Source organism: Hymenobacter aerilatus (assembly GCF_022921095.1).
In the GTDB taxonomy this organism is placed as follows: Bacteria; Bacteroidota; Bacteroidia; order Cytophagales; family Hymenobacteraceae; genus Hymenobacter; species Hymenobacter aerilatus.
Genome location: NZ_CP095053.1, coordinates 243,323 through 266,835 on the forward strand (window position 1 = coordinate 243,323; position 23,513 = coordinate 266,835).

Genomic DNA, 23,513 nt, shown 5'->3' on the forward strand with positions numbered 1-23,513 from the left:
AAAGAGGGAGTTAATCCAGAACTTTGGGCACACGGAAATAGTCGGAGTCTTTGCGCGGGGCGTTGCGCAAGCCCTCCTGGTGGCTCACGGTGTTGTGGGCTTCATCGGGACGCAGTACGTTGATTTCCTGCGATAAATGCACCAGCGGAGCCACGTTGCTAGTGTCGAGCTGGCGGAGCTGGTCTACCCAATCTAGAATTTCGTTGAGGGCGCCCAGCATCTCTTGCTCTTTGGTAGCGTCAAACTCGAGGCGGGAAAGGTGGGCCAGCTGGCGCAGGGTATTGATATCGGTGCTCAAAGCAAAGTGGCGTTAGGGTAGGGAAAACAGCAGCAGTCAACTACATCGGCTGCCAGCTTTCAAAATTACGAATTTGGCAGACTTAGTTCGGTCTGGTCGTCGCGGTGCGGCGCGGTTTCCTGCGCTACGGCACGAGGAACAGGTGGGGTAGGGCGCCACGTGAAGGCCGGTGGTAAGCCGGCCGCTTCGGGTTGAAATTCGCTGGCAATGAGGTCGTGCGCGCGTTGTTTCAGGGCAGGCACATCGGCCATCGTAAGATTTATCGTCGGAATGGGCTCGTGCAACACGATGCGCAGGGGCGTGTAGCGGATGCGCAGCCCTCCTACGTCGGGCATAAAGCGGTGGTTCAGCGGCATTGACACGGGTACCAGCGGCACGCCGGCGGCAATAGCCAGCTGGAAAGCACCGTCTTTAAACGGCATCATCTTCTCGCCGGGCTTCTCCGAAATGGTGCCTTCCGGAAAAATGACTACCGAGCGCCCCGCCGCCAAACTTTGCTTGGCCAGTACCATCGAGCGGCCCCGGCTCACGGCGCTGTCGCGGTTTACGGTGATATACGTGCGCCCAAAGATGGGGCCCCACAGAGGAGTATCCGCCAGGGAGCTTTTGCCGATAATGTTCAGAAACCCCGGAATGGCGCGGAAAAGCAGCGGAATATCAATGTAGGAGCTGTGGTTGGCCACGTATACGCACGGCTGGCCTGCGGGCAATTGATTCTTGCGCACAATGCTCACCGGCATACCCCACATAAAAATGGCCGACGACGACCAGAACCGGTTGACGCGGTGCAGCCATGGGTGCCGAGTAGGCTTGCGCGCCAGCACCCATTGCAACGGGTAGGTGTAGAAAAACGGCGACACAAACCAGAACGTGCACCAGGTAGTGTAGAGTCGTTGGCCAATAAAACGCAGTAACTGACGCATAGGGCAAGTAATGTAGCGAACAACAAATACAGCGCTCCGGAAGCGCCGCAAGCATACGCAGAGATTTCTAAAGCAACAGTGAAGACCGGCCGCCTACCCCAGTTGCTGCCGGCTGGCTAGCACGCGCTCGGCCTTCAGCAAACCAGCCACACTAATGGCATCGGTGATGCGGTTTTGCATCACCATTTCCACGGCTTCGGCCAGGGGCAGGTGCCATAGGCGTAGCTCTTCGGTTTCCTCGGGCTCTACTTCACCGGGTACCAGATCCTCGGCCAGGAACACGAATCCTTCTTCATCGGTGACAGAATTGGAAGTATGCAGGCGAGCAATGTTGGTCCAGCGGCGGGCTGTGAAGCCGGTTTCTTCGCGCAGCTCCCGCTGGGCTGATTCCAGAGTGTCAAGCTCCACGGGGCCGCCGCCCATCGGAATCTCCCAACTGTACTCGTTCAGTGTGTAGCGGTATTGGCCTACCAGCCAAGTGTAGCCCTGTGCATCAACGGGCACAATGCCTAGGGCTTTGTTTTTCATCGACACTACCCCATAAATGCCGGGGTTGCCGGCCGGGTTCAGCACCTGGTCTTCGCGCACGCTAATCCAGGGGTTCTGGTACTGCACGGCGGTGCTCAGCACTTGCCAGGGGTTGCGGGTTTCGTCAAAATCAGCGGCTGGAACGGAGGTCATAGGAAGAACTAAATAGGGAAGATACCTCACAAAAATACGATTACACGGTTACTATAGCGGCAGCTGCTGGTCGGTTAGAAGTATGCATTGGTCGACAGAAGCAAGCAAGTAGTCCAGTTTAAGTAGTATTATTCGCTGCTATATGGTAGCTTTGTCTTAATAAAATTAAATAACACAGGTCAGGATAGTGGAAAGGAAGGTTCTGCCTGTGTGCGTTGTTCGGCGAAAGGAATAGGGTGGATGATTTTAACCCCGGACAACGTTCGGAAAGGCCATTGCGGTACGCAATGGCCTTTTTTCGTTGCGGCTGTCCGCTAACCTCCAGCGTAGAGCTGCCGTATCAGACAAGAGCAGGTAGCCGTTCACATTCCGGCTGCCCATTCTGCTCTATGGCTAACGACCCTAAAAAGAACAACCAGACTAACGCCAACCTGCCCAAAGAAGGCGACCCGCTATTCAATCTGCACCATGCCCAAGCCGAAGCCGAACTGGCCAAGCAAAATGGTGGCCTCGGCCCCACCACCAATGAGTACATGACCGAAGACGAGCTGAACGACGTGGACGCCTCTATCGCGCCGCGCGACAGCCAGGGTTTTGTCCGTGGTAAGGACGATTCCGACGTGATTGGCAGCAACGCCGGCGACCATAAATAGCCTGCATCGTATCTGATAGCTATAAAATGGCCCGGCTGGTAGCATATGCGCTGCCGGCCGGGCCGTTTTCATGGCCGGTGTGCGTACGTTTGCACTCACGTATGCTGCTTCCTTCTCACACTACGCACCCACACGAGGCTGGCCTCGACGAAGCTGGGCGGGGCTGTCTGGCTGGGCCGGTGTTTGCCGCCGCCGTGATATTGCCCCCCGATTTCCACTCGCCCTACCTCAACGACTCCAAGCAGATGACCGCCCGCCGCCGCGAGCAGGTACGTGCCGATATATGCCGTGAGGCCATTGCCTGGGCCGTAGCCGAGGCTTCGCCAGTTGAAATAGGAGAGATAAATATTGCGCAGGCCAGCTACTTGGCCATGCACCGTGCCGTGCAGCAACTGCCCATCGTACCCGATTTCTTACTGGTGGATGGCAACCGCTTTCGGCCCTACCCAGGACTGGAACATGCCTGTATTATTGGCGGCGACGCGCTGTACCGCAACATTGCGGCGGCATCAGTACTGGCCAAAACGTTTCGGGATGAGCGCATGCGGGAGCTGGCAGAGGCGTATCCGCACTATGGCTGGGAGCAGAACGCGGGCTACCCTACCCCCAAGCACCGGGAGGCTATTCGACTACACGGCCCCTGCGAGCATCACCGGCTTGGCTTCCGGTTGGTGTAATGTATTGCGAGTTGTTGGTAAAGGCGCGAGTGGCCCTACCTAGCATCCTCTATTGGTCTTTTAGGCGCAGCAAATCCAGAAACAGGCTGAAACCGTCGATAGTGGTAGCACCTTCACCAAACTTATCGAAGCTGAGCGGCTTGATGATGTAGCCGCTCACGGCTAGGTTTTGCGCTTTCAGGCGGTCAGTTTCCAGGTCTGAGGTAGTCGTGATGAACACGTTGAGGCCCACCAGCTCGGGGTCGGAGCGGAATTCTTTGAGCAATTCCAGCCCATTCATGCGGGGCATATTGATGTCGAGGATAACCACGCTGGGCTTGCTGATGCGGGACTCGCCATTCTCGCCGCGCAACAGGTTAAGGGCTTCGCGGCCGTTGCGGGCAATGTGCAGCGGCACGGCCACATTGTGTTTGCGCAATTCGCGCTGCACATTCATAATATCCAGTTGGTCATCTTCAACCAACAGGATACTGGGGGTAGGATCGGCAGACATACGGAAAGAGTACTAAGCAATAAAGTCTATAAGTGACTACGCTTAATACGATAGGTCAGGTGTTTGGATTACGTAAATTAGTTGATAATAAAGCGGCTTCGTTGGCAGGCATCTGCTTCGCCCAGCTGAAAATGAAGGTAGCGCCGGCGCCCTCCGCCGATTCTACTCGGATGGTGCCCCCGTGGCGCTCCACGATTTTTTTCACAATAGCCAGGCCCACGCCGGTACTTTCCAGCGTGTCGCGCTCGGTCAGCGTCTGGAAAATGACAAAAATCCGCTCGTGGTATTCCGGCGCGATGCCGGGACCGTTGTCGGCCACCGCAAATATATACTGCCGACGATTTTCCTGCATGCTGATGCGTACGTGGCCGGTAGCGGGGTGGTCGTGGTATTTGAGCGCGTTGCTGATCAGGTTGGTAAAGACCTGCTGGAGCGGCACGCGGCTGGTAACAAAGGTGGGGAGGAAAGTAGGCAGCTCCACCTGAAAGCCCGCGGGCGGCGCCAGAGAATCCACAATCTCGGTGAGCAGCTCCCGCACGTCTACCCACTCTTCGGATTGCTGCACCCTGCCGATGCGGGTAAGGTCCAGAATGCCGGTAATGAGGTGCTCCATGCGGTGCACGCGGGTGCGCATCAGGGTCAGAAACTCGCGGATATGGGTAGGGAGTTCCTGGTCCATATCTTCCTCAATCCAGCGCGAGGCGCTTTCGATGCCGCGCAGGGGCGCCTTCAAATCGTGCGAAACCACGTAGGCAAACTGGTCTAGCTCCTCGTTGCGGCGGGCCAGCTGCGTAATGTTGGTGTCGATGGTGCGGGCCATGCGGTTCAGCGACTGCGCCAGCTCGCTCAGCTCGTCGCGCTGGGTGTCGCGTATACCCGTACTGTAGTTGCCACTGGCAATCCGGCGGGCCAGCTGTACCATGCTGCCAATACGTCCCGAAATCTGCTGCACAATGTAGGACGCCCACAGCAGGCTTAGCACGCCCGCCAGCACCGATATGGCAATGGACAAGATGCGGGCCTGCTGAATACTCTCTGCAAGCTTTACGCGCTGCTTGTCACGGCTGTCAAACTCTTCTTTATCAAATTTTTCAAACAAGACTCTGATCTGGTCAACCAGCTGCTTACCCGTCAGGGTAGTCATGAGGCTGCTGTGGGGCATTTCGAGCAGTAGGCGCTGCTCCACATTACGGCGGTGTGCCTCACGCTTTTCGCTTACCAGCATGTGCGAGTAGTCGGCCCATTGCTGGTATAGGTGCTGGGCCCGCTCGATGCGCCCCTGCTGCGGCGAGCCGCTTTTAAGCTGAGTCCGCAGGCGCAGAAACCGCCCCAGCAAATCCCGCTCGCCCTTGTAGTAAGACTCCAGCATTTTCTCGTTGCCAACCAGCAGGTAGCCCCGAAAGCCCGATTCCATATCCACAATGCTGCGCAGGAGCAGGGTAGCCTCGGCCGTGATGCGCTGCGACTCCTCGACGCGCTGAGAGTTGCGCAGCACATTGCGCGAGAGCTGGTAGTTGACGGCCACCACGACCGCAAACAGCAGCATCACCACAATAAAACCAGCGAAGAGCTTAGTGGAAAGTTTCAGTTTCATGAATACCACAAACAGTCGGACCGCTGGGGGAGCTAAAAAACCGAGCCGTATTTTCTTTGGCGGCGCGCTGCCAGCGGGTGAGTTTCAAAGATAGCAGGATACAGGCAGGTGCGGACCACCGGCCGGAATTGGCTACTTTTGTCCACATCCGACCCCGGTTGGCCCTGGTTTGTTTTCCTACCCTTCTTCTGTTTTCTCCATGAGCGAAGCTCTCAAAACCGTTGCCCTGAACGACGTGCACCAGCAGCTGGGTGCCAAAATGGTGCCTTTCGCGGGCTTCAACATGCCCGTGCGCTACTCCTCTGACCTTGAAGAGCACCGGACTGTGCGCCGGGGCGTGGGTATTTTCGACGTGTCGCACATGGGTGAGTTCCGAGTGCGCGGTCCGCAGGCCCTCGACCTCATCCAGCGCGTCACCACCAACGATGTCAGCAAGCTCCAGGACGGCAAGGCGCAGTACTCGTGCCTACCCAATGAGGAAGGTGGCATTGTAGACGACCTGCTGGTATACAAGCTGGCCGATGAAGACTACCTGCTGGTGGTAAATGCTGGCAACATCGACAAGGACTGGGCCTGGATTTCGGCGCGCAACACGGAGGGCGCGGAACTGGAAAACCAGTCGGATGAGTGGAGCCTGTTTGCTGTGCAGGGACCCAAGGCCTCGGCAGCGCTTCAGTCGCTCACCGACACTGACCTAAGCAGCATTCCGTATTATTCCTTTGTGCAAGGCACACTGGCGGGCGCACCAGGCGTCATCATCTCGGCCACGGGCTACACCGGCGCGGGCGGTTTTGAACTGTACGTGCCCAACGAGCACGCCCGACAGGTGTGGGAAGCCGTGCTGGAAGCCGGGCAGGAATACGGCATTAAGCCCATTGGCCTGGGTGCCCGCGACACGCTACGCCTGGAAATGGGCTACTGCCTCTACGGCAACGACATCACCGACAAAACCTCCCCCTTAGAGGCCGGTCTGGGCTGGATTACCAAATTCACCAAGGACTTCACCAACGCCGAGGCCCTGAAGCAGCAGAAAGCCGAAGGCGTAACGCGTAAGCTGGTTGGCTTCGTGATGGATGGTCCCGGCATTCCGCGCAGCCACTACGAGCTGGTGAACGAAGCCGGCGAGAAAATAGGAGAGGTAACATCAGGCACCCAATCGCCCTCGCTCAGTAAAGGGGTAGGGCTAGGCTACGTGCAAACCGCCTACAGCCAGCCCGGCAGCCAGATTTTTGTGCTAGTGCGCGGCAAGCAGCTGCCAGCTACCGTTGCCAAGCTGCCTTTCGTATCGGGCACAGAAGCCTAAGCACTGAGTAGATGGACAGGGGTAGGGACGGCTCATCAGCATCCCTACCCCTGTTCTTTGTATAGGGTCATCACGACTATCGGGCGCCTGCAAGGTGCTTATTTACATGCCAAACCTAGATATTTGTTTTTCGCCTGACCTGCTGTCGCTCTACGATTTACGTGGGCGCATAGCTGTAGTGGTGGATATTTTGCGGGCTACCTCTAGCATAGTCACGGCGCTGGCGCAGGGCGTTACGCACTTAGTGCCCGTGGAGACGCTAGCAGAATGCCGCGCGCTGGCCGCCGATAATTACTTGACTGCTGCCGAGCGTGATGGGGTGCAGGCCGAAGGCGTCGACCTGGGCAATTCGCCCTTCGGTTACCTCGATGGGGTAGTGCCGGTGCAGGGCCGTTGCGTGGCCATCACGACCACCAACGGCACCCGCGCCATGCACCTGTCGCGTGCGGCCGATGAGGTGGTGGTAGGGGCCTTCCTGAATCTAGGCGCCGTGGCCGACTTTCTGCGCCAGCAGGGCAAAGATGTGGTAGTGGTGTGTGCTGGCTGGAAAGGACATTTTTGCCTCGAAGACACGCTGTTCGGCGGCGCACTAGCTGCCCGCCTTGCGCAGGACTTCGACATAACCAGCTCCGATGCTACCCTGGCCGCCCTCGACCTGTGGGAAAAAGCCAGCCCCAACGTAGCCGCCTACCTCCTGAAATCGGCCCACGTACGCCGCCTCAACCGTCTCGAAGCTCACAAAGACATGGAGTTCTGCGTGCACCAAGACGAATACAACTTGGTGCCGGTGTGGCGGAATGGTGAGATTGTGAAGTTGTGAGCTGGTGAAATGAGCGTAAAAAACGGTCTGTCATCCTGAGCTTGCGAAGGACCTTCTCACGTTAGAACGACAGATGTACCAACGACTCGTTCTGCGGGCATAAGGTCCTTCGCAAGCTCAGGATGACAGACCGTTTTTTACGCTTATTCCACCAGCTCACAACTTCACCTTTATCTCAACTTCTCATTCTCTTGATGACGAGTGGCGTCTCGCTGCGTCTTTTTCAAAAGGTTTCGCTGCAAAGCCTCGGTTAAGTTGACGCCGGTTTGGTTGGCCAGGCAGATAACCACGAACAACACATCGGCCAGTTCATCGGCCAGCACTTTGTCCTTATCCGATTCTTTGAACGACTGTTCGCCGTATTGCCGGGCAATGATGCGGGCCACTTCGCCTACCTCTTCTGTCAGCATCGCCATGTTGGTTAGCTCGTTGAAATAGCGTACTCCTGTGGTTTGAATCCACTGGTCAACGGTCTTCTGGGCTTCTTCGATGGTCATGAGCGGTGAGATGGTGAGTTTGATGTTCTACTGGCGCAAGTTGCGCAAACTGCGCTGTTAGAACGTCAAACTTACCATTTCACTATCTCACCGTTCTAGCACAATCGTTACGGGGCCGTCGTTTACCAGCTCTACCTGCATGTCGGCGCCGAACTCGCCAGTGGGTACGGGCTGGTTCAGTAGCTGCGTGAGCTGCTCCACAAACTGCTCGTAGAGCGGCACGGCCACGGCTGGCGGCGCAGCGCCTATATAGCTGGGGCGCGTGCCTTTGCTGGCATCGGCCAGTAATGTGAACTGACTGACAACCAATACCTGTCCGTCCACATCCTGCACCGAGCGGTTCATCTTGCCTTCGTCGTCGGAGAAAATGCGGAGCTGCACCAGCTTCCGGGCCATCCAGTCGAGGGTAGCCGGGGTGTCGGTGGGCGTGAAGCCGACCAGCACCAGCAGGCCCGGCCCAATCTGACCTGTTACGCGGTGCTCTACCGTGACTTTGGCGTGGCGCACACGCTGCACAACTATTCGCATACAACAGAAGAAAAGCTTGGATTGGGCACAGATTAGCGAACTTCGTGGTGCGTTGCTACCCGCCAGCCCGCCGAATGAAAGAAGAAATCAGAACGAAATACGCTAATCTGTCGCAACTAGCCATGTGGGCGTGGCTGCTACCCGCGCTGCTGTTGGTGCTGGCAGTGCGGCTGCACGGCTTGTCGCAGGCCTCCTTAGCTGATTTCGACTCGGTGCGCAACTGGCAGATTGTGCAGGAGGTAGCTGCAGGCAATCTGCACGACTGGTTTCACCATCGCAGCCCCGGCTTCTACCTGTTCTTCGCGCCTCTGGCGGCTCTGCACCCCGATTTTCATTGGTTTCTCTACCTGAACGCCCTGCTATCAGTAGTAGCGGTAGGGTGGCTGACGCATTTTATCAGTATCGAGGCGGCCCTGCGTCCTTTCGAAGCGGTCCTGCTGGCGTTGCTGCTGGGCACCTCCACGTTCCTGACCTTTTCGGGTCGCGATTTTGCGCTCAGTTCTCTCAGCCTAGTGCTGTACGTGGGACTGTTGCGAAGCTATTTTTTGCGGCTGCAGCAGCCCTCTCGGCGGCAATTGCTGCGCGCAGTTACTTGGGTAGCAGTGGGACTCACCGTGAATTATAAGTTCTTGCTGGCCCTACCCATTATCGGCCTTTTCGAGCTGTTGCGGGCCGATAAGCTGCTGTTGCAGCGCGGCATGCTGTGGCGGGTGTTGGGTATTCTGGCTGCGCCTTACGTGGTGCTGAGTCTGATCGGCTGGATGTCTGGCCTACCCTGGTGGCGCTGGCTAGCTATGTACTACGACATCGTATTTCCTACCCAGCCTAATGCGGCCGGGCGCACGGGTCACATGCACTTCGATGTATTGTATTACCCGCGCTTTCTGCTCGATTTCGAGTCCCCGCTTTCCTGGCTGGGGGTAGGGCTGTTTCCGGTGGTGTTCTGGCGCGAGGTGCGAGCTACCTGGCAGCGGCCCAGTTTGGCGCTGTACGTGGCCGTGTGGGCGTATTGCTGGCTGGCGGGCATGTCGCTGCTGCTGAAAGCGCCGCGGGGGCTACTATTTGCTTACGGCTTGTTTGCTATCCTGGGGTTCCTGGTGCTGCGACGTTTAGGCCGTGGGCAGAGCGTAGTAGTAGCGGTACTCACTATTGGAGCCATTGGCTGGAATTTCACTCGCATCCGGGCCGAAGTGTATGCCTACACCCCCACAAACTACCCGGCAGTGGCTACGTGGCTGCATGCGCATGGGGCGCACCGCATGGTGAGTACGGTAGGGCTGAGCCTGGCGCCTTATCTTGCGCCTACCGATTCTATTCGGGCAATTACCACAGAGCGGGTGTTGCCCACGTTTCGGCGGCGGGGCTACCGCTACGTATTGCTGGATGGCTACTGGCGCGTGACCAACATTCGGCAGTTCGACTCGCTGCGCCGGCAGCCGCCCGTTGCGGCGTGGTCGGAGCCGATGCTGGTAGCCCCTCTGAATTTTCTGGAGCACTCTGAGTATACAGCCCTCTCGTACACTGAGACGCTGCAGCTGCAACGGCTAGCGCAGCGCGACACCACACAACTCCTCTTATATAAATTACAAGAGTAGGTGCAGTGGCACGACGAATAATTATGCCGTAAATGAAAAAGGTAGCTATTCTGCAATCAAACTATATTCCCTGGAAAGGGTATTTTGATATTATTCACGCAGTAGATGAATTTATTTTATACGATGATATGCAGTATACACGCCGCGACTGGCGTAATAGAAATAAAATTGTTACATCACACGGCTTGCAATGGCTGACTATACCGGTGCAACAATATGACTTCAAGCAAAAAATAAAGGATACGCCCGTCATAAGTTCAATTTGGCAACAAAAACATTGGCGTAGCATCCAGCAAGCGTATGCGAAGTCTTTGTTTTTTAAAAATTATGAAAGCATTTTTCAAAGTTTATACGAGGCTAATCAATATACTTATTTAAGCGAAATCAATTATACTTTTATTAAGGCTATTTGTGACGTGCTTGGTATCACTACCAAAATTTCCTGGTCGATGGAGTATACCTTAGCTGCGGGAAAAACTGAGCGGCTGGTGAAGCTGGTGCAGGATGCAGGCGGTACAGAATACTTATCGGGGCCAGCGGCCAAGGACTACCTGGACGAGTCGTTGTTTGCAGCGGCTGGTATTGCGGTGCGTTGGATGGATTACAGCGGCTATCCGTCGTATCAGCAGCTTGGCAATCAGCCGTTCGAGCACGGTGTTTCGGTGCTGGATCTATTGTTCAACGAAGGCCCGAACGCGCCGAAGTTTATGAAAACCTTTTCTACTCCCTAGCTTTCGTACATGACGGCCGTTGCTTATTCTGTTATCGTACCGGTGTACCAAGGCGAAGAAACCCTGCGCCCATTGGTGGCACAACTGCGCGATTTCTTTGCGCAAGCCGGCTGGACGTACGAAATCATCCTCGTGTACGATTGTGGCCCCGACCAGTCGTGGGCGGTTATTCAGGCGCTGCACCAGCAGTTCGGGAACCAGGTAAAAGGCGTGCGGCTGTCGCGGAACTTTGGGCAGCATAACGCTCTAATCTGCGGGTTTGGGCACGCCCGTGGCCAGTTCATCATTACCCTAGACGAGGATTTACAGCATCGTCCCGCAGATATTGCCTTGCTGATTGCGCAGCAGCAACAAGGCAATTTTGATGTGGTATATGGCAAATATGAAACCCTGCAACACTCCGCTTTTCGTAATTACACTTCTCGTCTGTTAAAGAAGTTGCTGCGCGTAGGTATTCCGGGATTACACTCAGATTACTCGGCTTTTCGGCTGATAAAAACCAGTGTGGCGAAATACTGTCTGGAGATGAATAATTCGTATACGTTTCTGGATGGTTATTTATCCTGGATAACAGATAGTGTGAGTAGCGTAGCCGTGGCACATCAACCACGAGTCGCTGGAAAAAGTAGTTATACTCTACGAAAATTACTCAATCACTCTATCAATATATTTGTTACATTTTCTGATTTGCCCGTGCGGATTTTATCCGTGCTTTCTATTCTTGTCTTTTTAGTTACGCTGATATATTCCACTTATGTGTTGATTCGTAAGCTGATCTATAATGACTTTCTTTCTGGTTTCCCTTCGCTGATTATTGCCATTGGTTTTGGGGTAGGGCTTATTATGCTAGGCATGGGTGTTCTGGGCGAATACATACACCGCATTAATTTAAAAACCACCCGGCGGCCAAACTTTGTGGAGCGGGAAACGCTGGACTAGCACTACATGAAGCACCGAATTGCTTTTCTGGTTTCGGGTGGTGGGGGCACGCTGCGCCTGGTGCATCAGGCAGCGCGCCGCTTGCAGTTACCCTGGGAAATCTGCCTGGTGCTGGCCGACCGGCCCTGCGGTGCTCTGGCCTATGCCGACGATCAGCAATTGCCGGTAGCGCAAGTAACCTATTCCCGGCAGGCGCCCGAAGCGTTGCAGGCGGCGCTGCAACAAGCCCAACCCGATGTGGTGGTATTGGCTTTCGACCGTATCCTGGATGCGGCAACGCTGGCATTGTTTCCTGGGCGCTTTATCAACGTGCATTATTCCTTGCTCCCGTCTTTTGCCGGTCTGGTAGGCATGAAAACCGTGGAGCAGGCGCGGGCGCAACAGGTACGCATATTGGGCGCCACGTGCCATGAGGTGACAGAGCAGGTAGACGGCGGCCCGGTGTTGGCCCAGTGCGCCCTACCTGTCGACTGGCAACGCGATGCGCCTGCTACGCTGCACCAAGTGCTGTTTCGGGGCGCGGGGCTAATATTATTGCAAAGCCTGTTGCACCGGTTTGGGTGGGTAGGCGGCCCCGAGCAAGAGCAACTCCGCTACCTGCAAAAAACGCTGCTGTGCTCCCCGCCGCTAACCTTTGATGCCGGACTGCTGACCGAGGAGTTGTGGCAGCAAGTAAGTGGCTAATCTTAACATTATTACCGCATGATCTTCAGGCTATCCAGTGTGTGCTGGTAACGGCGGGCATTCAGCTTGTGCTCGGCGAAGGTTTCGGCAAAATCGGAGTAGCCGCTCCGGTCGGGGCGGGCGCAAAAGAAGAGGTACTGGTGTGCCGCCGGGCGCAGCACGGCATCCAGGCTCTGGCGGTTGGCCGAGGTGATGGGGCCAGGCGGAAGGCCAGCGTGCTTGTAGGTATTATAAGGCGAGTCCACCAGCTTATCCCTGTTCAGCACCCGCTTCACCCCAAAGTTACCGATGGCCCAGAGTAGGGTAGGGTCTGCTTGCAGGCGCATACGGCGGCGCAGGCGATTGAGGTACACGCCGGCAATAATGGGCTTATCTTGCGGCATGGCCGTTTCGCGTTGCACGATGCTAGCTAGCACATGCACCTGGGTAGGCGATAAACCCAACGAATCGGCCTGCTGGCGGCGCTGGGCAGTCCAGAACCGCCGGTGTGTGGCCGCCGCCGAATCCAGAAACTGCCGCGCCGAGGTGTTCCAGACCAGCTGGTAGGAACCCGGCAGAAACAGCGTCAGCACGGTGGTAGTATCAAGTCGGTACTGCTGCTGAAGCCACTCGTTGTCTTGCAGCAACTGCCGCAATGCCAGCGAATCAGTTTCCAGCTGTTGGACTATCTGCCGGATCAGCTGCGGCTTGTATTTGAAAGCACTTAGTTGAAAATCAACTGTGTCCTGCTCACCTTGCAGCAGCTTGTCGAGTAGGGCCGCATTACCGAGCCCAAAATCGAGGCGGTAGCGGCCGGGCCGAATCTGTGCAGGGTAGCCGCGCCGTTGGGCCAGCCAAGCAAACGTACTGGGCTCGTGCAGGAGCTCCTGCCGCCGCAGCGTATCCAGCACCGACTCAAACGAGGTGCCCGTGCGAATGTACAGGTAGGCTGGCCCCAGTGGTGAGGCCACCACGTTGGGTTTGCGCCACACCCGCCACCACGCATAGCTACCTGCCAATCCTAGCAACGTGAGCACGCCAAACAACCCAAATGCCACCCGCCAGCGCAAGCGGGTAGAAGCAGAATTTTCTGTCATCATACAAAGATAAAACACAAAAAAGCCCGGCACGAACCGGGCTTTTTCGGGAAAAGTCATGGGCTTTCGGAAAATACAGCCGTTTGCTTTTATTGGAAAGGCGATGCAATCGTGTCGTACGGCAACTGGTGCTGCATGGCGGTATCGCGCAGAATGGCGCGTTGCCAGGGGCGCAAAGCGTGGTCAGCACCTTCTTCGATGATATCGGATATCAGCCGGTTTGAGAGCACCAGATTGGCTACATATACGTTGATATCTTCCGTAATAAAGGTTTTCAACTGCAGTAACAGTTGCTCGCGGGCGTCGGCGCGGGCAGCCTTCTCGCCGGTGAGGCGGCGCCGAAACGGGAAGCGGCGCTGCTCTGGCGGTAGGGTAGGCTCAGGTACTGGCACAAACACGTCGGGTAGGAAGCCCGCCAGTTGATCGAGGTAGGGGGCTCGTTTCAGCTCGGGGTGTAAGCCCCGGGCGGCTTGCCACTCGGCCAGGGTGCGGGGCGTGTCGCGGGCCAGTTCGGCCAGACGGTCGTTGGCAAAGACCATGTATGGCGGCCGATCAATTTGCCGGGCTACTTGGTCGCGTAGTAAATACAAATCGCGAAACAGCGGCATTTCGGGCGGCAGAATGCGGTATTTGCCCGCAATGCGTAGGTAGGGCCGTTCGTCGCGGGTGTAGCGTACGTCTTCCAGCGCAACGTTTTCCTCTTCGGCCCATTGGGAGCGGCCTAGCGCCGCTAGCTTCGTTTGCAGGCGGTCGGCCAGCTCAAACAGGTAGAGCACATCGTTGGCGGCATACTGCTTCTGTGCATCCGTGAGGGGCCGCTTCAGCCAGTTCGATTTCTGCTCTCCCTTGTCTACTTCGATGCCCAGCTCGCTCTGAATCAGACGGCCCAACGAAATATTGTTGTCTGACTCGCCCAGCAGGGTGTACTGTACACTGGTATCGGTGATGTGGCGCACGTGCACGCCGTACAGCTCATCAAGCAGCAGAATGTCCGACTTGCAGCTGTGAAATACCTTGTCGATGGCTGAGTCGCGCAGCAGCTCCCAAATGGGCTCCAGCTCGTGGGCCGGGTTGGTAAGAGGCAGCGGGTCGATTAGGTAGACAGTGCGACCATCAAAAAGTTGAATCAGCGCCAGATTGCGGCCGTAGCGGTGGCGCATATCGTCAAACTCCAGGTCAATGGCAATGCGAGGCTGGTTGCGTAGGTCGGCGGCGCACTGCTGCACCTCGGCAGCCGTAGTGAGGTAGTGGATGGGGGGCATTACGTAAGCTAAGCTAGCATAGAAGATACCACATGTAAAGCACAGAGGTAGTGAGTAAAGGTAGGAAGGACAGCCGGCAAAATCAGTAAATTGTGCAACACCTTCGAGACTGCTACCTTGAGAGAAAAAAATATGCGTGATGTGAGTGCTGGACGGATAGCTACTTATCCTGAATAACGTATTGATTTAAAATCTTATTGAATTATCTTTTGAATGTTTTACACTAATTGACGACAAGGAAAATAAGCAAGATACTAGAACAAATAATTTTTGGCTTATAGATTTGTATATCCTGCCTCACCACTCTGTCTTCTGTTGCTGTATGACGATGGAGGAAACTCGCTGATTGAATAACTTCATTAAGCAAAGAATACAGGAGAATAACTATTGGCCGCTGAGCAGCTGCTGTGCATAGCATGTGATGTTACACGTACTTCGCCAAAGAGTTATAGAGAGCACGCCATAACCTTTTCATAACGACAGCACAGTCAATAATGCGCTGTCATGTTGATGTACATTTTCTTTAACCAACCCTCAGACACACTACATGAGACAGAAACTTTTACTAACTCTGGTATGGGCCCTGTTGCTGACTACGGCAGCCTGGGCACAAACACGTGCCGTAAGTGGCCGTGTGATAGGACCGGATGGCGGCGGTATTCCGGGCGTGACGGTGCTGGAACAGGGCACGACCAACGGCATCAGCACAGGCGCAGAAGGTAACTACACTCTTACTGTGCAGCCTAATGCTACCCTAGTGTTCAGCGCTATCGGGTATGTAGGACAAACAGTACCCGTAGGTGCCCAGTCAGTAATCAATGTGACGCTGAGCAACAACGAAACGCTGCTGAATGAGGCAGTAGTGGTGGGCTACGGCAGCCAGACCAAGGCCGACTTAACAGGCTCCGTGACCCAACTGACAGCCAAAGACGTAGAGAATACGCCGGTTGTGAGCTTCGAGCAGGCCATCCAGGGCCGTACGCCGGGCGTTACCATCAGCCAAACGTCGGGTAAGTTGGGAGCTGGTCCTCAAATTCGCGTGCGGGGTTCTTCGTCGGTAACGGCTTCCAACCAGCCGCTGTATGTAATCGATGGTATTCCCGTAACGTCACAGGACGTAAGTTCGGATACGGAACCGCTGAACCCGCTGGCTGATCTGAACCCGAATGATATTGAATCTATCTCTATTCTGAAAGATGCGTCGGCTTCGGCTATTTATGGTTCACGTGCATCCAATGGAGTGATTCTGGTGACCACGAAGAAGGGACGGCAAGGACGCACAAAGGTGAATGTAGGTTACTATTTGGGTACTAGCTCTCCTACCCATACGCGCAAATTTTTGAATGCTGATCAATACCGCGAACTGCTTACAGAAGCGGCGGCTAATTCTCCTTTCGGTGCGCTCGATTTGCAGCAAGAGTTGGATGACAATGGCACCGGGATAGACCTGAACTCAACCGCTAATGAGAATTGGGTGAACCGTGGTCTGCGTCGTGGCAAAGTGTCGCAGTATGATTTCAATGTGAGTGGTGGTGACGCCAAGACGCGCTTCTACCTAAGTACTACCTACAACGACCAGACCGGTATTATTGTTGGCAACCGCTACCGTCGGGGAAGTGCCCGTCTAAATCTCGACCACAGCATTAGCGACAAATTGAAGGTAGGGTTGAACCTATCATTGACCCGTTCTGTGAACGACCGTACGCCCAACGACAACGCGTTTGCTAACCCCATTCAGCTGAATGCGCTACCACCATTGCAGCCAGCTTATCTAGAAGATGGTTCGCTCAATAGAAACACGCTCTACTACAATAACTTGCTGGACCTGCAAAACGGTATGAACCGCGCTGGTAATTATCGATCTTTCAGCACGGCCTACCTAACCTACCAACCTGTGCAAGGCTTGACTCTGCGGACCGAAACAGGGGCAGACTTCCTGAGCTTGAACGAAGAACTTTACCGCGCGGCTGGTACGCAGGATGGTGGGAACACTGGCTATGGATACAACAACCAAGTACAGGTAGTAAATTACACTACCAACAATACGGCTACCTACAACAAAGTCTTTAATGAAGACCATGGGGTAGAAGTACTAGCTGGTTTCTCGTTCCAACGGTCCGATACGAAAGAAACGGCTGCCGAAGGCCGCGGTTTCCCCAACGCTGAGTTTACTAAGGTGGCCAGCGCTGCTATTAAAACGGCAGGTACATCCTCGTCGCGCTCGGAGTTTACTTTCATCTCTTACTTTGGCCGTGTCAACTACGCTTTCCGCAACAAGTATCTGGTGTCAGGTAGCGTGCGCCGAGACGGTTCTTCACGATTTGGTGTTGATAATCAGTATGGTACATTCGGAGCCGGTTCGCTGGGCTGGGTGATTTCAGAAGAAAGCTTCCTGCGGGATAACTCGCTGATTAACTTTTTGAAGCTGCGTGGCAGCTACGGGGTAACGGGTAATGCTGAAATCGGAAACTATTCTTCTCGCAGTTTATACACTGCCTTGCCTTACGCTGACCAAGCTGGTTTACAGCCGAGCGCTACCATTGGTAACCCTAACCTGACGTGGGAAACCACCGCGCAAACCGACTTAGGTTTGGAATTCGCTTTGTTCAATAATCGAATTACGGGTGAGGTAGATGTTTACGAGAAGAAGACCAGCGACCTACTGCTAAATCGCCAATTGCCTTACACGAATGGTTACTCAGTAGTAACAGAAAACGTAGGCAAGCTGCGCAACCGTGGCTTGGAAATATCTCTGAATGGTTTAGTAATCGATAAAGCTGTAAAATGGAATGTGGGTGGCAACATATCGTTTAACCGCAACGAGATTACTTCGCTGACAGCTCCTATCCAAAGTGCCTACTTAGGTAGCGTGCGTGAAGGTCAACCTATTGGGGTGTTCTGGGGCCGCGAATACGCAGGTGTAGATCCGGCTAATGGCGATGCGCTCTATTATACCGAAGGGGGTACTACTACCAACGACTACACGCAGTCGCCCTTGAAGAAGGTAGGCAACCCGAATCCGAAATTTACGGGTGGTGTAACGACAACAGTTTCTTGGAACGGCTTCGACTTCAGCGCCCTGGGGCAGTTTGTGTACGGCAACGATATCTATAATGCATCGGGCATCTACCAGTCGGTAGCCGGCGATTATTTTGATAATCAGACCATCGATCAGCTGCGGCGCTGGCAGAATCCCGGCGACATTACCAACGTACCGCAGGCGCGCCTGTACGGTAGCAACGGTACAGTGGTGTCGTCGCGTTGGGTAACGGGTGGTTCTTTCTTCCGTGGCAAAACCGTTACGTTAGGCTATACTTTCCCCGACTATATGATGAATAAAGGCTTTGTGCAATCTGCCCGTATTTATCTAACGGCACAAAACTTATTCACCATCACTAACTACGACGGGTATGACCCGGAGGTAAATACGGCGGCGTTTGGCCAAGCTAACTACTTGATTGGCCACGATTTCTATACGCCGCCATTGCCAAAGACCTATATGATAGGTATCAACATCGGCTTTTAACCGAAACTAACGAGACTGTACTTGATGAAAACGATATTTTTCCGCTCAGCCACACTGTTGGCACTGGGGCTTACCCTTGGCTCGGGCCTGACCAGCTGCGAAAAGCAGCTGGATCTGGACCCCTACCAATCCGTAGATGCCGCTACGGCACTCAATACGCAAGACAAAGTAGGTAGCGCCGTCATAGGATTGTATAGTCAGCTAGACGATCCAAGCCTTTATGGTACCGACTTGATTCTGGTACCGGAGCTACTGGGAGCTGATAATTATATCACGTTCCAGGGCACTTTTACAAACTACCGACAGCTAACGGCACGCACAACAAACGCACTGAATTCCTCAGCTGAAGCAATATGGCGTGAAGCTTACCAGGAAATTAACCAAACCAACCTGGTGATTGATGCGCTTCCCGTAGTAACGGATCCTACGCTAAAAGCTACCTACGAAGGGGAAGCTCGTTTTGTCCGGGCGCTGATGTATTATAATCTAGTGAACCTGTATGCGCAACAATACGTGGCAGGGGGCACCAACACGCAGCTTGGTGTGCCTATCAGCCTAGTACCCGTTAAATCACTGCAGGAAGCTTCGGTGCTGGGTACTCGTGCTACGGTAGCCCAAGTATATAGCCAGATATTAACTGATCTTACGCAGGCTGCTCAACTTCTACCCACTGCCAACGGGGTACGCGCTACGCGCTACACTGCGCAGGCATTGCAGGCACGCGTGTATCTACAGCAAGGTAACTACACCGCCGCTGCTACTGCCGCAAATAGTGTTATTGCCAATAGCCGTAAAGCACTGTCGCCCACGCTACAGGCAGTATTCACAAACCGTAACTCTTCTGAAACTTTGCTAGAAATTCAGCAAAATGAGCAGAATAACGCGGGAACTTCCAATAGTGGATTGGCAACGCTGTTTGCTAGCATTGGCCAATTGGGACGCGGTGATGTAGCTGTACAATCTACTTTCGCTAATCAATACAGTACAGCGGATGCCCGTGGAAGGGCGCAACTGCTGTATGTAGGTACGGGAGCTAGAGCTGGTTCTTTGCGTTCCGGTAAGTGGACTACCTATGGACAGAATATTCCAGTAATTCGTCTAGCAGAAATGTATCTGATTCGCGCCGAAGCGGCTCTGCAGGCTGGGAACCGGTCAAGTGCATTAGCAGACGTAAATATTGTGCGGCAACGTTCGAGTGCTACGCCACTAACCGATGCTGAACTGACTCAGCAAGCTATTCTGCGCGAACGACAATTAGAGCTGGCTTTTGAAGGATTCCGCATCTATGATTTGAAGCGTACTAATACTGATTTAGTACGCACGGTAACAGATGAAGATGGAAACCCGAGAAACGTGGTTACACCTATCACGAATAACTTACTTACGTTGCCAATTCCCCAGCGGGAAATCAACGTAAATGCTCAGTTAGTACAGAATCCTGGCTACGGAGGCTAGTAGCATATATTTAACAATAAAAAAGAAGCCCGCATATTTCTATGCGGGCTTCTTTTTTAAGTAAGGGTAATAGGAAATCAATCCTCTTCCTCTTCATCTCGCGTAAAATCCAGCTCTCGAGCCAACTCAAGCGCTTCCGCTATTAGGTCGTCCATGCCGGCTACAGAATCGGCTTCCAGCGTTTCGCCGAAAAGGTTTAGCAACTGCTCGCCTTGCTCATTCACATAGAGGTTGGAGTAGAGACGGTCAAATAGTTTGCCTTCTTTGGTGATGACAGCGTCAATTTCCTTGGTAGAGCCGGCGCGCAGGGCGCGGTGCAGCAGGTCTAGCACGGCGCGGCTGTCGGCGTGGTCGCCCAGGTCGGCCAGCAGCTTCATGAGGGCCATGGCTACGGCCAAGCGCACCCGCTCGAAGCGAAACGGCAACTCGGAGCGGCTGGCGCGCTCCAGGTCGTGGTAGGCCGCCAAAGTAGGCTTGCTGAGGTACTGTGTAGCGTCAGCAGGGCCGGGGAAAGCCTGATGCAGGAGTTGGTCGTAGGTGGTAGCGCTCATGGAGAGGGTAGGGAGTGAAACGAGAAGCGGAGCTGAACAGGCAGGTGCTAAAATAGAGCAGCTATGTAACCCCGGTGCCCAAAGATACGATTGCTACTAGGTTGCTGGTCACAGCGGGCTGCTTGTGACGTGCGACGGCGACTGGTTTTACTACACTCACACATCCTACGCATATGACGCATAAACAGAAATGGTTGCTTTTTTCTCCGGCGGGGCTGATAGTAGTTGGCTTTGGCAGCTGCCTGATTCAATGGGCTGCCAAGATGAAAGATGATAAGGCGCCTACCGCGCAGTGGGTAGGCGCGGGTACGGTGGCACTGGGAGTATTCAACGCTGGCCTAAGCCTGCTGGGGCGCGGCATCTTGGAAAATGCGCTCTACGAAATCCGCGAGAAAGGCCCTTCGGCCGTAACGGTTGATAGTATTGCGCCGGCTATGTATGTAGAGTAGTCTATCCTAGGCATAGTTGGTCAACAGACCGCTTTCTTACTCTGTAGCAGGGTAGGAAAGCGGTCTGTTTGCGTTGGCATGGTGCTACTGCTCTGAGAAGAAGTACCGAAAACGAACGGTCAACACTATATTCGGTGCCGTGAACTGCCCGCGGGCACTTATCTATTCTTTCTACACCCCAATGACCAAACTTTTCTCCTCACTGCTTGGCTGGCTGCTGGGCTTCTGGTGTCTGACCAGCACTGCCAGTTACGCGCAGCTGCCCGCTGCCCCGGCTGATGGTCCGCTGCTTACGCCAACGCAGTTTTTGGGCTATCCGCTGGGCTCCCGTTTCACCCCTCATGCGCAACTGTTGCGCTATGTGGCGCACGTAGTAGCGCATACGCCCAACGGGATGCGTCTACAACAGTACGGTAGCACCTACGAACACCGTCCGCTGGAGGTAGTACAGGTAGCCTCCCCCGCAAATATGCAGCGCCTGGATGCCATTCGGCAGAGCAACCTGCGCCGGGCTGGCTTGGCTGAGGGTGCAACCGAGGCGGCGCAGCCGGGCATTGTATGGCTGAGCTATAATGTGCACGGCAACGAAGCGGTGTCGTCGGAGGCGGTGATGCAGGTGCTCTACGACTTAGCCAACCCCCAGGACCAGCAGATGCAGCAGTGGCTGCAAAACACGGTGGTACTCGTGGACCCCTGCGTGAACCCCGACGGCCACGACCGGTACGTGGAATGGTACAACCGTGTGGCCGGGCAGCCAGTCAATGCCTCGCCCTACGCCTGGGAGCACCGCGAGCCGTGGCCCGGCGGCCGCCCCAATCACTACTACTTCGATCTGAACCGCGACTGGGCCTGGCAAACGCAGCAGGAAAGCCGCCAACGCATTGCGCTCTACACGCAGTGGCTACCCCAGGTACACGCCGATTTTCACGAGATGGGCGTTGATAATCCGTATTATTTCTCCCCGGCGGCCAAGCCGTTTCATGAGGACATTACCAAGTGGCAGCGCCAGATGCAGGATGCCATTGGCGACTACAACCGCCAAGTGTTCGACAAAAACAACTGGCTCTACTTCACCCGCGAGGTATACGACTTGTTTGCGCCTACTTACGGCGACACGTGGCCGAGCTTCAACGGCGCCATAGGCATGACCTACGAGCAAGGCGGCTCGGGTAGGGCGGGTGTGCGCATTGCTCGCACCGAGGGCGACACGCTCACGCTCACGCAGCGCATCAGCCACCACCACGCGGCCAGCCGGGCTACCATTCAGGCGGCGGCCGAGCGCCACGACAAGCTGCTGAGCGAGTTTCAGCAGTATTTCACCGATGGCCGCACCAAGCCCCGTGGCGTGTATAAAACCTATGTGCTTTCTGGTTCCTCCGACCCCGCCCAGTTGCGTGCCCTCACGGAGTACTTGGAGCGCCAGCAGATACATTATGGCTACGCCAACCGCAGGGCGCGCGTGCGAGGTTACAGCTACGACTCGGGCAAAGACGAGGTAGTGGAAGTGCAGCCGCAGGATGTAGTAGTGAGCATGTATCAGCCCAAATCGACGCTGGTGAAGGTGCTGTTTGAACCCCAGCCAGCCCTGGAAGACTCGCTCACCTACGATATTACGGCCTGGGCATTGCCTTATTCGTTTGGCCTGAAAGGCTATGCGCTGAAAGAGCGTTTGCAAGGCGTGCGTTCTGAGGCGTCAGCAACTAAGTCCCCCTCACCCGCAACGCGCAACGCACAGTTCGCAACGGATAAGCCCTACGCCTACCTAAGCCGTTGGACCAATCAGCACGATGTGCAGTTTCTGAGTCAGCTACTGCAAGCCAAGGTGAAGGTGCGCGTGGCCGAAAAGGCGTTTGAGGCAGGCGGGCAGCAATACGCGCCTGGCACACTGGTAATTACCCGCGCTGGCAACGAGGCTATGGGGAGCAGGCTCGATCAAGTGGTGCGTGCCCAGGCCGACTCGGCCGGCGTGGCGGTGCAGGACGTGCAAACCGGTTTTTCTACCACCGGCAGCGACCTGGGCTCTAGTTCGGTGCGCTTTGTGGGGCAGCCTACCGTAGGGGTGCTGGCGGGCGAGGGCGTAAGCCCCGGCGCGTTTGGCGAGGTATGGCATTTCTTTGAGCAGCAGATTCACTACCCCCTCACAGTACTGGGCACCAACTACATCAACAGCGTACCCCTACAGAAATTCGACGTGCTGATTCTGCCCGATGGCAATTACTCCGATGTGTATTCTGACCGTGGACTGGAGGCGCTAAAAGCTTGGGTGCGGGCAGGTGGCAAGCTGATTGCCCTAGAAGGCGCCGCCCGCTTCCTGGCGGATAAAAAGGATTTTCTGCTGAAAACCAAGTCAACGGACAGCGCTACCAGCAAGAAAAGCAACCCCTACCAGCAACTTCGTCGCTATGCCGACGCCGAACGGGCGCAGCTTCAGGAACAAGTGCAAGGTAGCGTCTACCGCGTGCAGCTCGACAACACGCATCCGCTGGCCTTTGGCTACGGGCCTTCCTACTTCGCCTTGGTCCGCGACCCACTCAACTATCAGTTTCTGGGCGATGGGGGTTGGAACGTGGGCGTGCTCAAGAAGAACAGCTATGCGGCGGGCTTCACGGGGGTGCAGGCACGCCGCCAGTTGGTCGATACGTTTGTATTAGGTGCCCAGGAACTGGGTAGGGGGCAGGTGGTATATATGGCCGATAATCCTCTGTTTCGGGCGTTTTGGCAGGGCGGTAAGCTGCTGTTCAGTAATGCGGTGTTTCTGGTAGGGCAATAGGGTCTTTA

General features: G+C 55.2%; 22 protein-coding genes. 12 read left to right on the plus strand and 10 right to left on the minus strand.

The features are described from left to right. Window positions 1–10 precede the first annotated feature (10 nt). The 3 genes from gatC to MUN82_RS01015 all read right to left on the minus strand — a co-directional run bounded on the left by gatC (window position 11) and on the right by MUN82_RS01015 (window position 1,902). On the minus strand, window positions 11–298 hold the full coding sequence (gene gatC, locus MUN82_RS01005; RefSeq protein ID WP_185281045.1) for an Asp-tRNA(Asn)/Glu-tRNA(Gln) amidotransferase subunit GatC: 288 nt from the start codon (window positions 296–298) through the stop codon (window positions 11–13). A gap of 65 nt (window positions 299–363) precedes the next feature. After that, window positions 364–1,221: a lysophospholipid acyltransferase family protein gene (locus MUN82_RS01010; RefSeq protein WP_245094046.1), complete on the minus strand. Its 858-nt coding sequence runs from the start codon at window positions 1,219–1,221 to the stop codon at window positions 364–366. Window positions 1,222–1,314: 93 nt separating this feature from the next. Continuing rightward, window positions 1,315–1,902: an NUDIX domain-containing protein gene (locus MUN82_RS01015; RefSeq protein WP_245094047.1), complete on the minus strand. Its 588-nt coding sequence runs from the start codon at window positions 1,900–1,902 to the stop codon at window positions 1,315–1,317. A 389-nt stretch (window positions 1,903–2,291) separates the two neighbouring features. Between MUN82_RS01015 and MUN82_RS01020 the strand changes: the two genes are divergently transcribed. Together MUN82_RS01020 and rnhB are read left to right on the plus strand one after the other, a co-directional pair. Further along, entirely contained in the window at window positions 2,292–2,555 is a 264-nt protein-coding gene (locus MUN82_RS01020) for a hypothetical protein (RefSeq protein WP_245094049.1), read from the plus strand. A gap of 101 nt (window positions 2,556–2,656) precedes the next feature. Then, window positions 2,657–3,232 (plus strand): ribonuclease HII, encoded by a 576-nt coding sequence (gene rnhB / locus MUN82_RS01025; RefSeq protein WP_245094050.1) that lies wholly within the window; start codon window positions 2,657–2,659, stop codon window positions 3,230–3,232. A gap of 49 nt (window positions 3,233–3,281) precedes the next feature. On the opposite strand, the gene MUN82_RS01030 is transcribed toward rnhB, so the two are convergent. Further along, window positions 3,282–3,725 (minus strand): response regulator, encoded by a 444-nt coding sequence (locus tag MUN82_RS01030; protein WP_245094052.1) that lies wholly within the window; start codon window positions 3,723–3,725, stop codon window positions 3,282–3,284. Between the two features lie 55 nt (window positions 3,726–3,780). Then, window positions 3,781–5,319 carry a sensor histidine kinase gene (locus MUN82_RS01035; protein ID WP_245094053.1) on the minus strand — a complete coding sequence of 513 codons (1,539 nt, stop codon included), beginning with the start codon at window positions 5,317–5,319 and terminating at the stop codon, window positions 3,781–3,783. Between the two features lie 199 nt (window positions 5,320–5,518). Here MUN82_RS01035 and gcvT point away from each other — a divergent pair, with 199 nt between their 5' ends. Further along, window positions 5,519–6,622 (plus strand): glycine cleavage system aminomethyltransferase GcvT, encoded by a 1,104-nt coding sequence (gcvT, locus tag MUN82_RS01040; RefSeq protein WP_245094055.1) that lies wholly within the window; start codon window positions 5,519–5,521, stop codon window positions 6,620–6,622. Window positions 6,623–6,728: 106 nt separating this feature from the next. Then, window positions 6,729–7,442 (plus strand): 2-phosphosulfolactate phosphatase, encoded by a 714-nt coding sequence (locus tag MUN82_RS01045; RefSeq protein WP_245094057.1) that lies wholly within the window; start codon window positions 6,729–6,731, stop codon window positions 7,440–7,442. Window positions 7,443–7,612: 170 nt separating this feature from the next. On the opposite strand, the gene MUN82_RS01050 is transcribed toward MUN82_RS01045, so the two are convergent. Beyond that, a complete protein-coding gene (locus MUN82_RS01050; RefSeq protein ID WP_245094059.1) occupies window positions 7,613–7,939 on the minus strand; it encodes a nucleotide pyrophosphohydrolase in 327 nt (108 codons plus the stop codon). 87 nt (window positions 7,940–8,026) lie between these two features. Further along, a complete protein-coding gene (gene dtd, locus MUN82_RS01055; RefSeq protein ID WP_245094061.1) occupies window positions 8,027–8,467 on the minus strand; it encodes a D-aminoacyl-tRNA deacylase in 441 nt (146 codons plus the stop codon). A gap of 74 nt (window positions 8,468–8,541) precedes the next feature. Between dtd and MUN82_RS01060 the strand changes: the two genes are divergently transcribed. The 4 genes from MUN82_RS01060 to purN are packed head-to-tail and all read left to right on the plus strand — an operon-like array spanning window position 8,542 to window position 12,416. After that, on the plus strand, window positions 8,542–10,062 hold the full coding sequence (locus tag MUN82_RS01060) for a hypothetical protein (RefSeq protein ID WP_245094063.1): 1,521 nt from the start codon (window positions 8,542–8,544) through the stop codon (window positions 10,060–10,062). Between the two features lie 32 nt (window positions 10,063–10,094). Continuing rightward, the gene (locus MUN82_RS01065) at window positions 10,095–10,793 is read left to right on the plus strand and encodes a WbqC family protein (RefSeq protein ID WP_245094064.1); all 699 of its coding nucleotides are present in this window, start codon (window positions 10,095–10,097) and stop codon (window positions 10,791–10,793) included. A 9-nt stretch (window positions 10,794–10,802) separates the two neighbouring features. Beyond that, window positions 10,803–11,732 (plus strand): glycosyltransferase family 2 protein, encoded by a 930-nt coding sequence (locus MUN82_RS01070; protein ID WP_245094066.1) that lies wholly within the window; start codon window positions 10,803–10,805, stop codon window positions 11,730–11,732. Between the two features lie 6 nt (window positions 11,733–11,738). Continuing rightward, window positions 11,739–12,416 (plus strand): phosphoribosylglycinamide formyltransferase, encoded by a 678-nt coding sequence (gene purN / locus MUN82_RS01075; protein ID WP_245094068.1) that lies wholly within the window; start codon window positions 11,739–11,741, stop codon window positions 12,414–12,416. An 11-nt stretch (window positions 12,417–12,427) separates the two neighbouring features. Here the strand turns inward: purN and mltG are convergent, their stop codons facing one another. Together mltG and MUN82_RS01085 are read right to left on the minus strand one after the other, a co-directional pair. After that, entirely contained in the window at window positions 12,428–13,495 is a 1,068-nt protein-coding gene (mltG, locus tag MUN82_RS01080; RefSeq protein WP_245094070.1) for an endolytic transglycosylase MltG, read from the minus strand. Between the two features lie 86 nt (window positions 13,496–13,581). Beyond that, the gene (locus MUN82_RS01085; protein ID WP_245094072.1) at window positions 13,582–14,754 is read right to left on the minus strand and encodes a ribonuclease D; all 1,173 of its coding nucleotides are present in this window, start codon (window positions 14,752–14,754) and stop codon (window positions 13,582–13,584) included. Window positions 14,755–15,301: 547 nt separating this feature from the next. On the opposite strand from MUN82_RS01085, the gene MUN82_RS01090 reads away from it, so the two are divergent. After that, window positions 15,302–18,280, plus strand: a complete 2,979-nt coding sequence (locus MUN82_RS01090) for a SusC/RagA family TonB-linked outer membrane protein (RefSeq protein ID WP_245094074.1) — start codon at window positions 15,302–15,304, stop codon at window positions 18,278–18,280. Between the two features lie 57 nt (window positions 18,281–18,337). Beyond that, window positions 18,338–19,735 carry a RagB/SusD family nutrient uptake outer membrane protein gene (locus MUN82_RS01095; protein WP_245094076.1) on the plus strand — a complete coding sequence of 466 codons (1,398 nt, stop codon included), beginning with the start codon at window positions 18,338–18,340 and terminating at the stop codon, window positions 19,733–19,735. Window positions 19,736–19,812: 77 nt separating this feature from the next. On the opposite strand, the gene MUN82_RS01100 is transcribed toward MUN82_RS01095, so the two are convergent. Next, entirely contained in the window at window positions 19,813–20,286 is a 474-nt protein-coding gene (locus MUN82_RS01100) for a hypothetical protein (protein WP_245094078.1), read from the minus strand. 173 nt (window positions 20,287–20,459) lie between these two features. On the opposite strand from MUN82_RS01100, the gene MUN82_RS01105 reads away from it, so the two are divergent. Both MUN82_RS01105 and MUN82_RS01110 read left to right on the plus strand, forming a co-directional pair. After that, entirely contained in the window at window positions 20,460–20,735 is a 276-nt protein-coding gene (locus MUN82_RS01105) for a hypothetical protein (protein WP_245094080.1), read from the plus strand. A 181-nt stretch (window positions 20,736–20,916) separates the two neighbouring features. Beyond that, complete coding sequence (locus MUN82_RS01110; protein ID WP_245094082.1) at window positions 20,917–23,505, plus strand: M14 family zinc carboxypeptidase; 2,589 nt, start codon at window positions 20,917–20,919, stop codon at window positions 23,503–23,505. Window positions 23,506–23,513 lie beyond the last annotated feature (8 nt).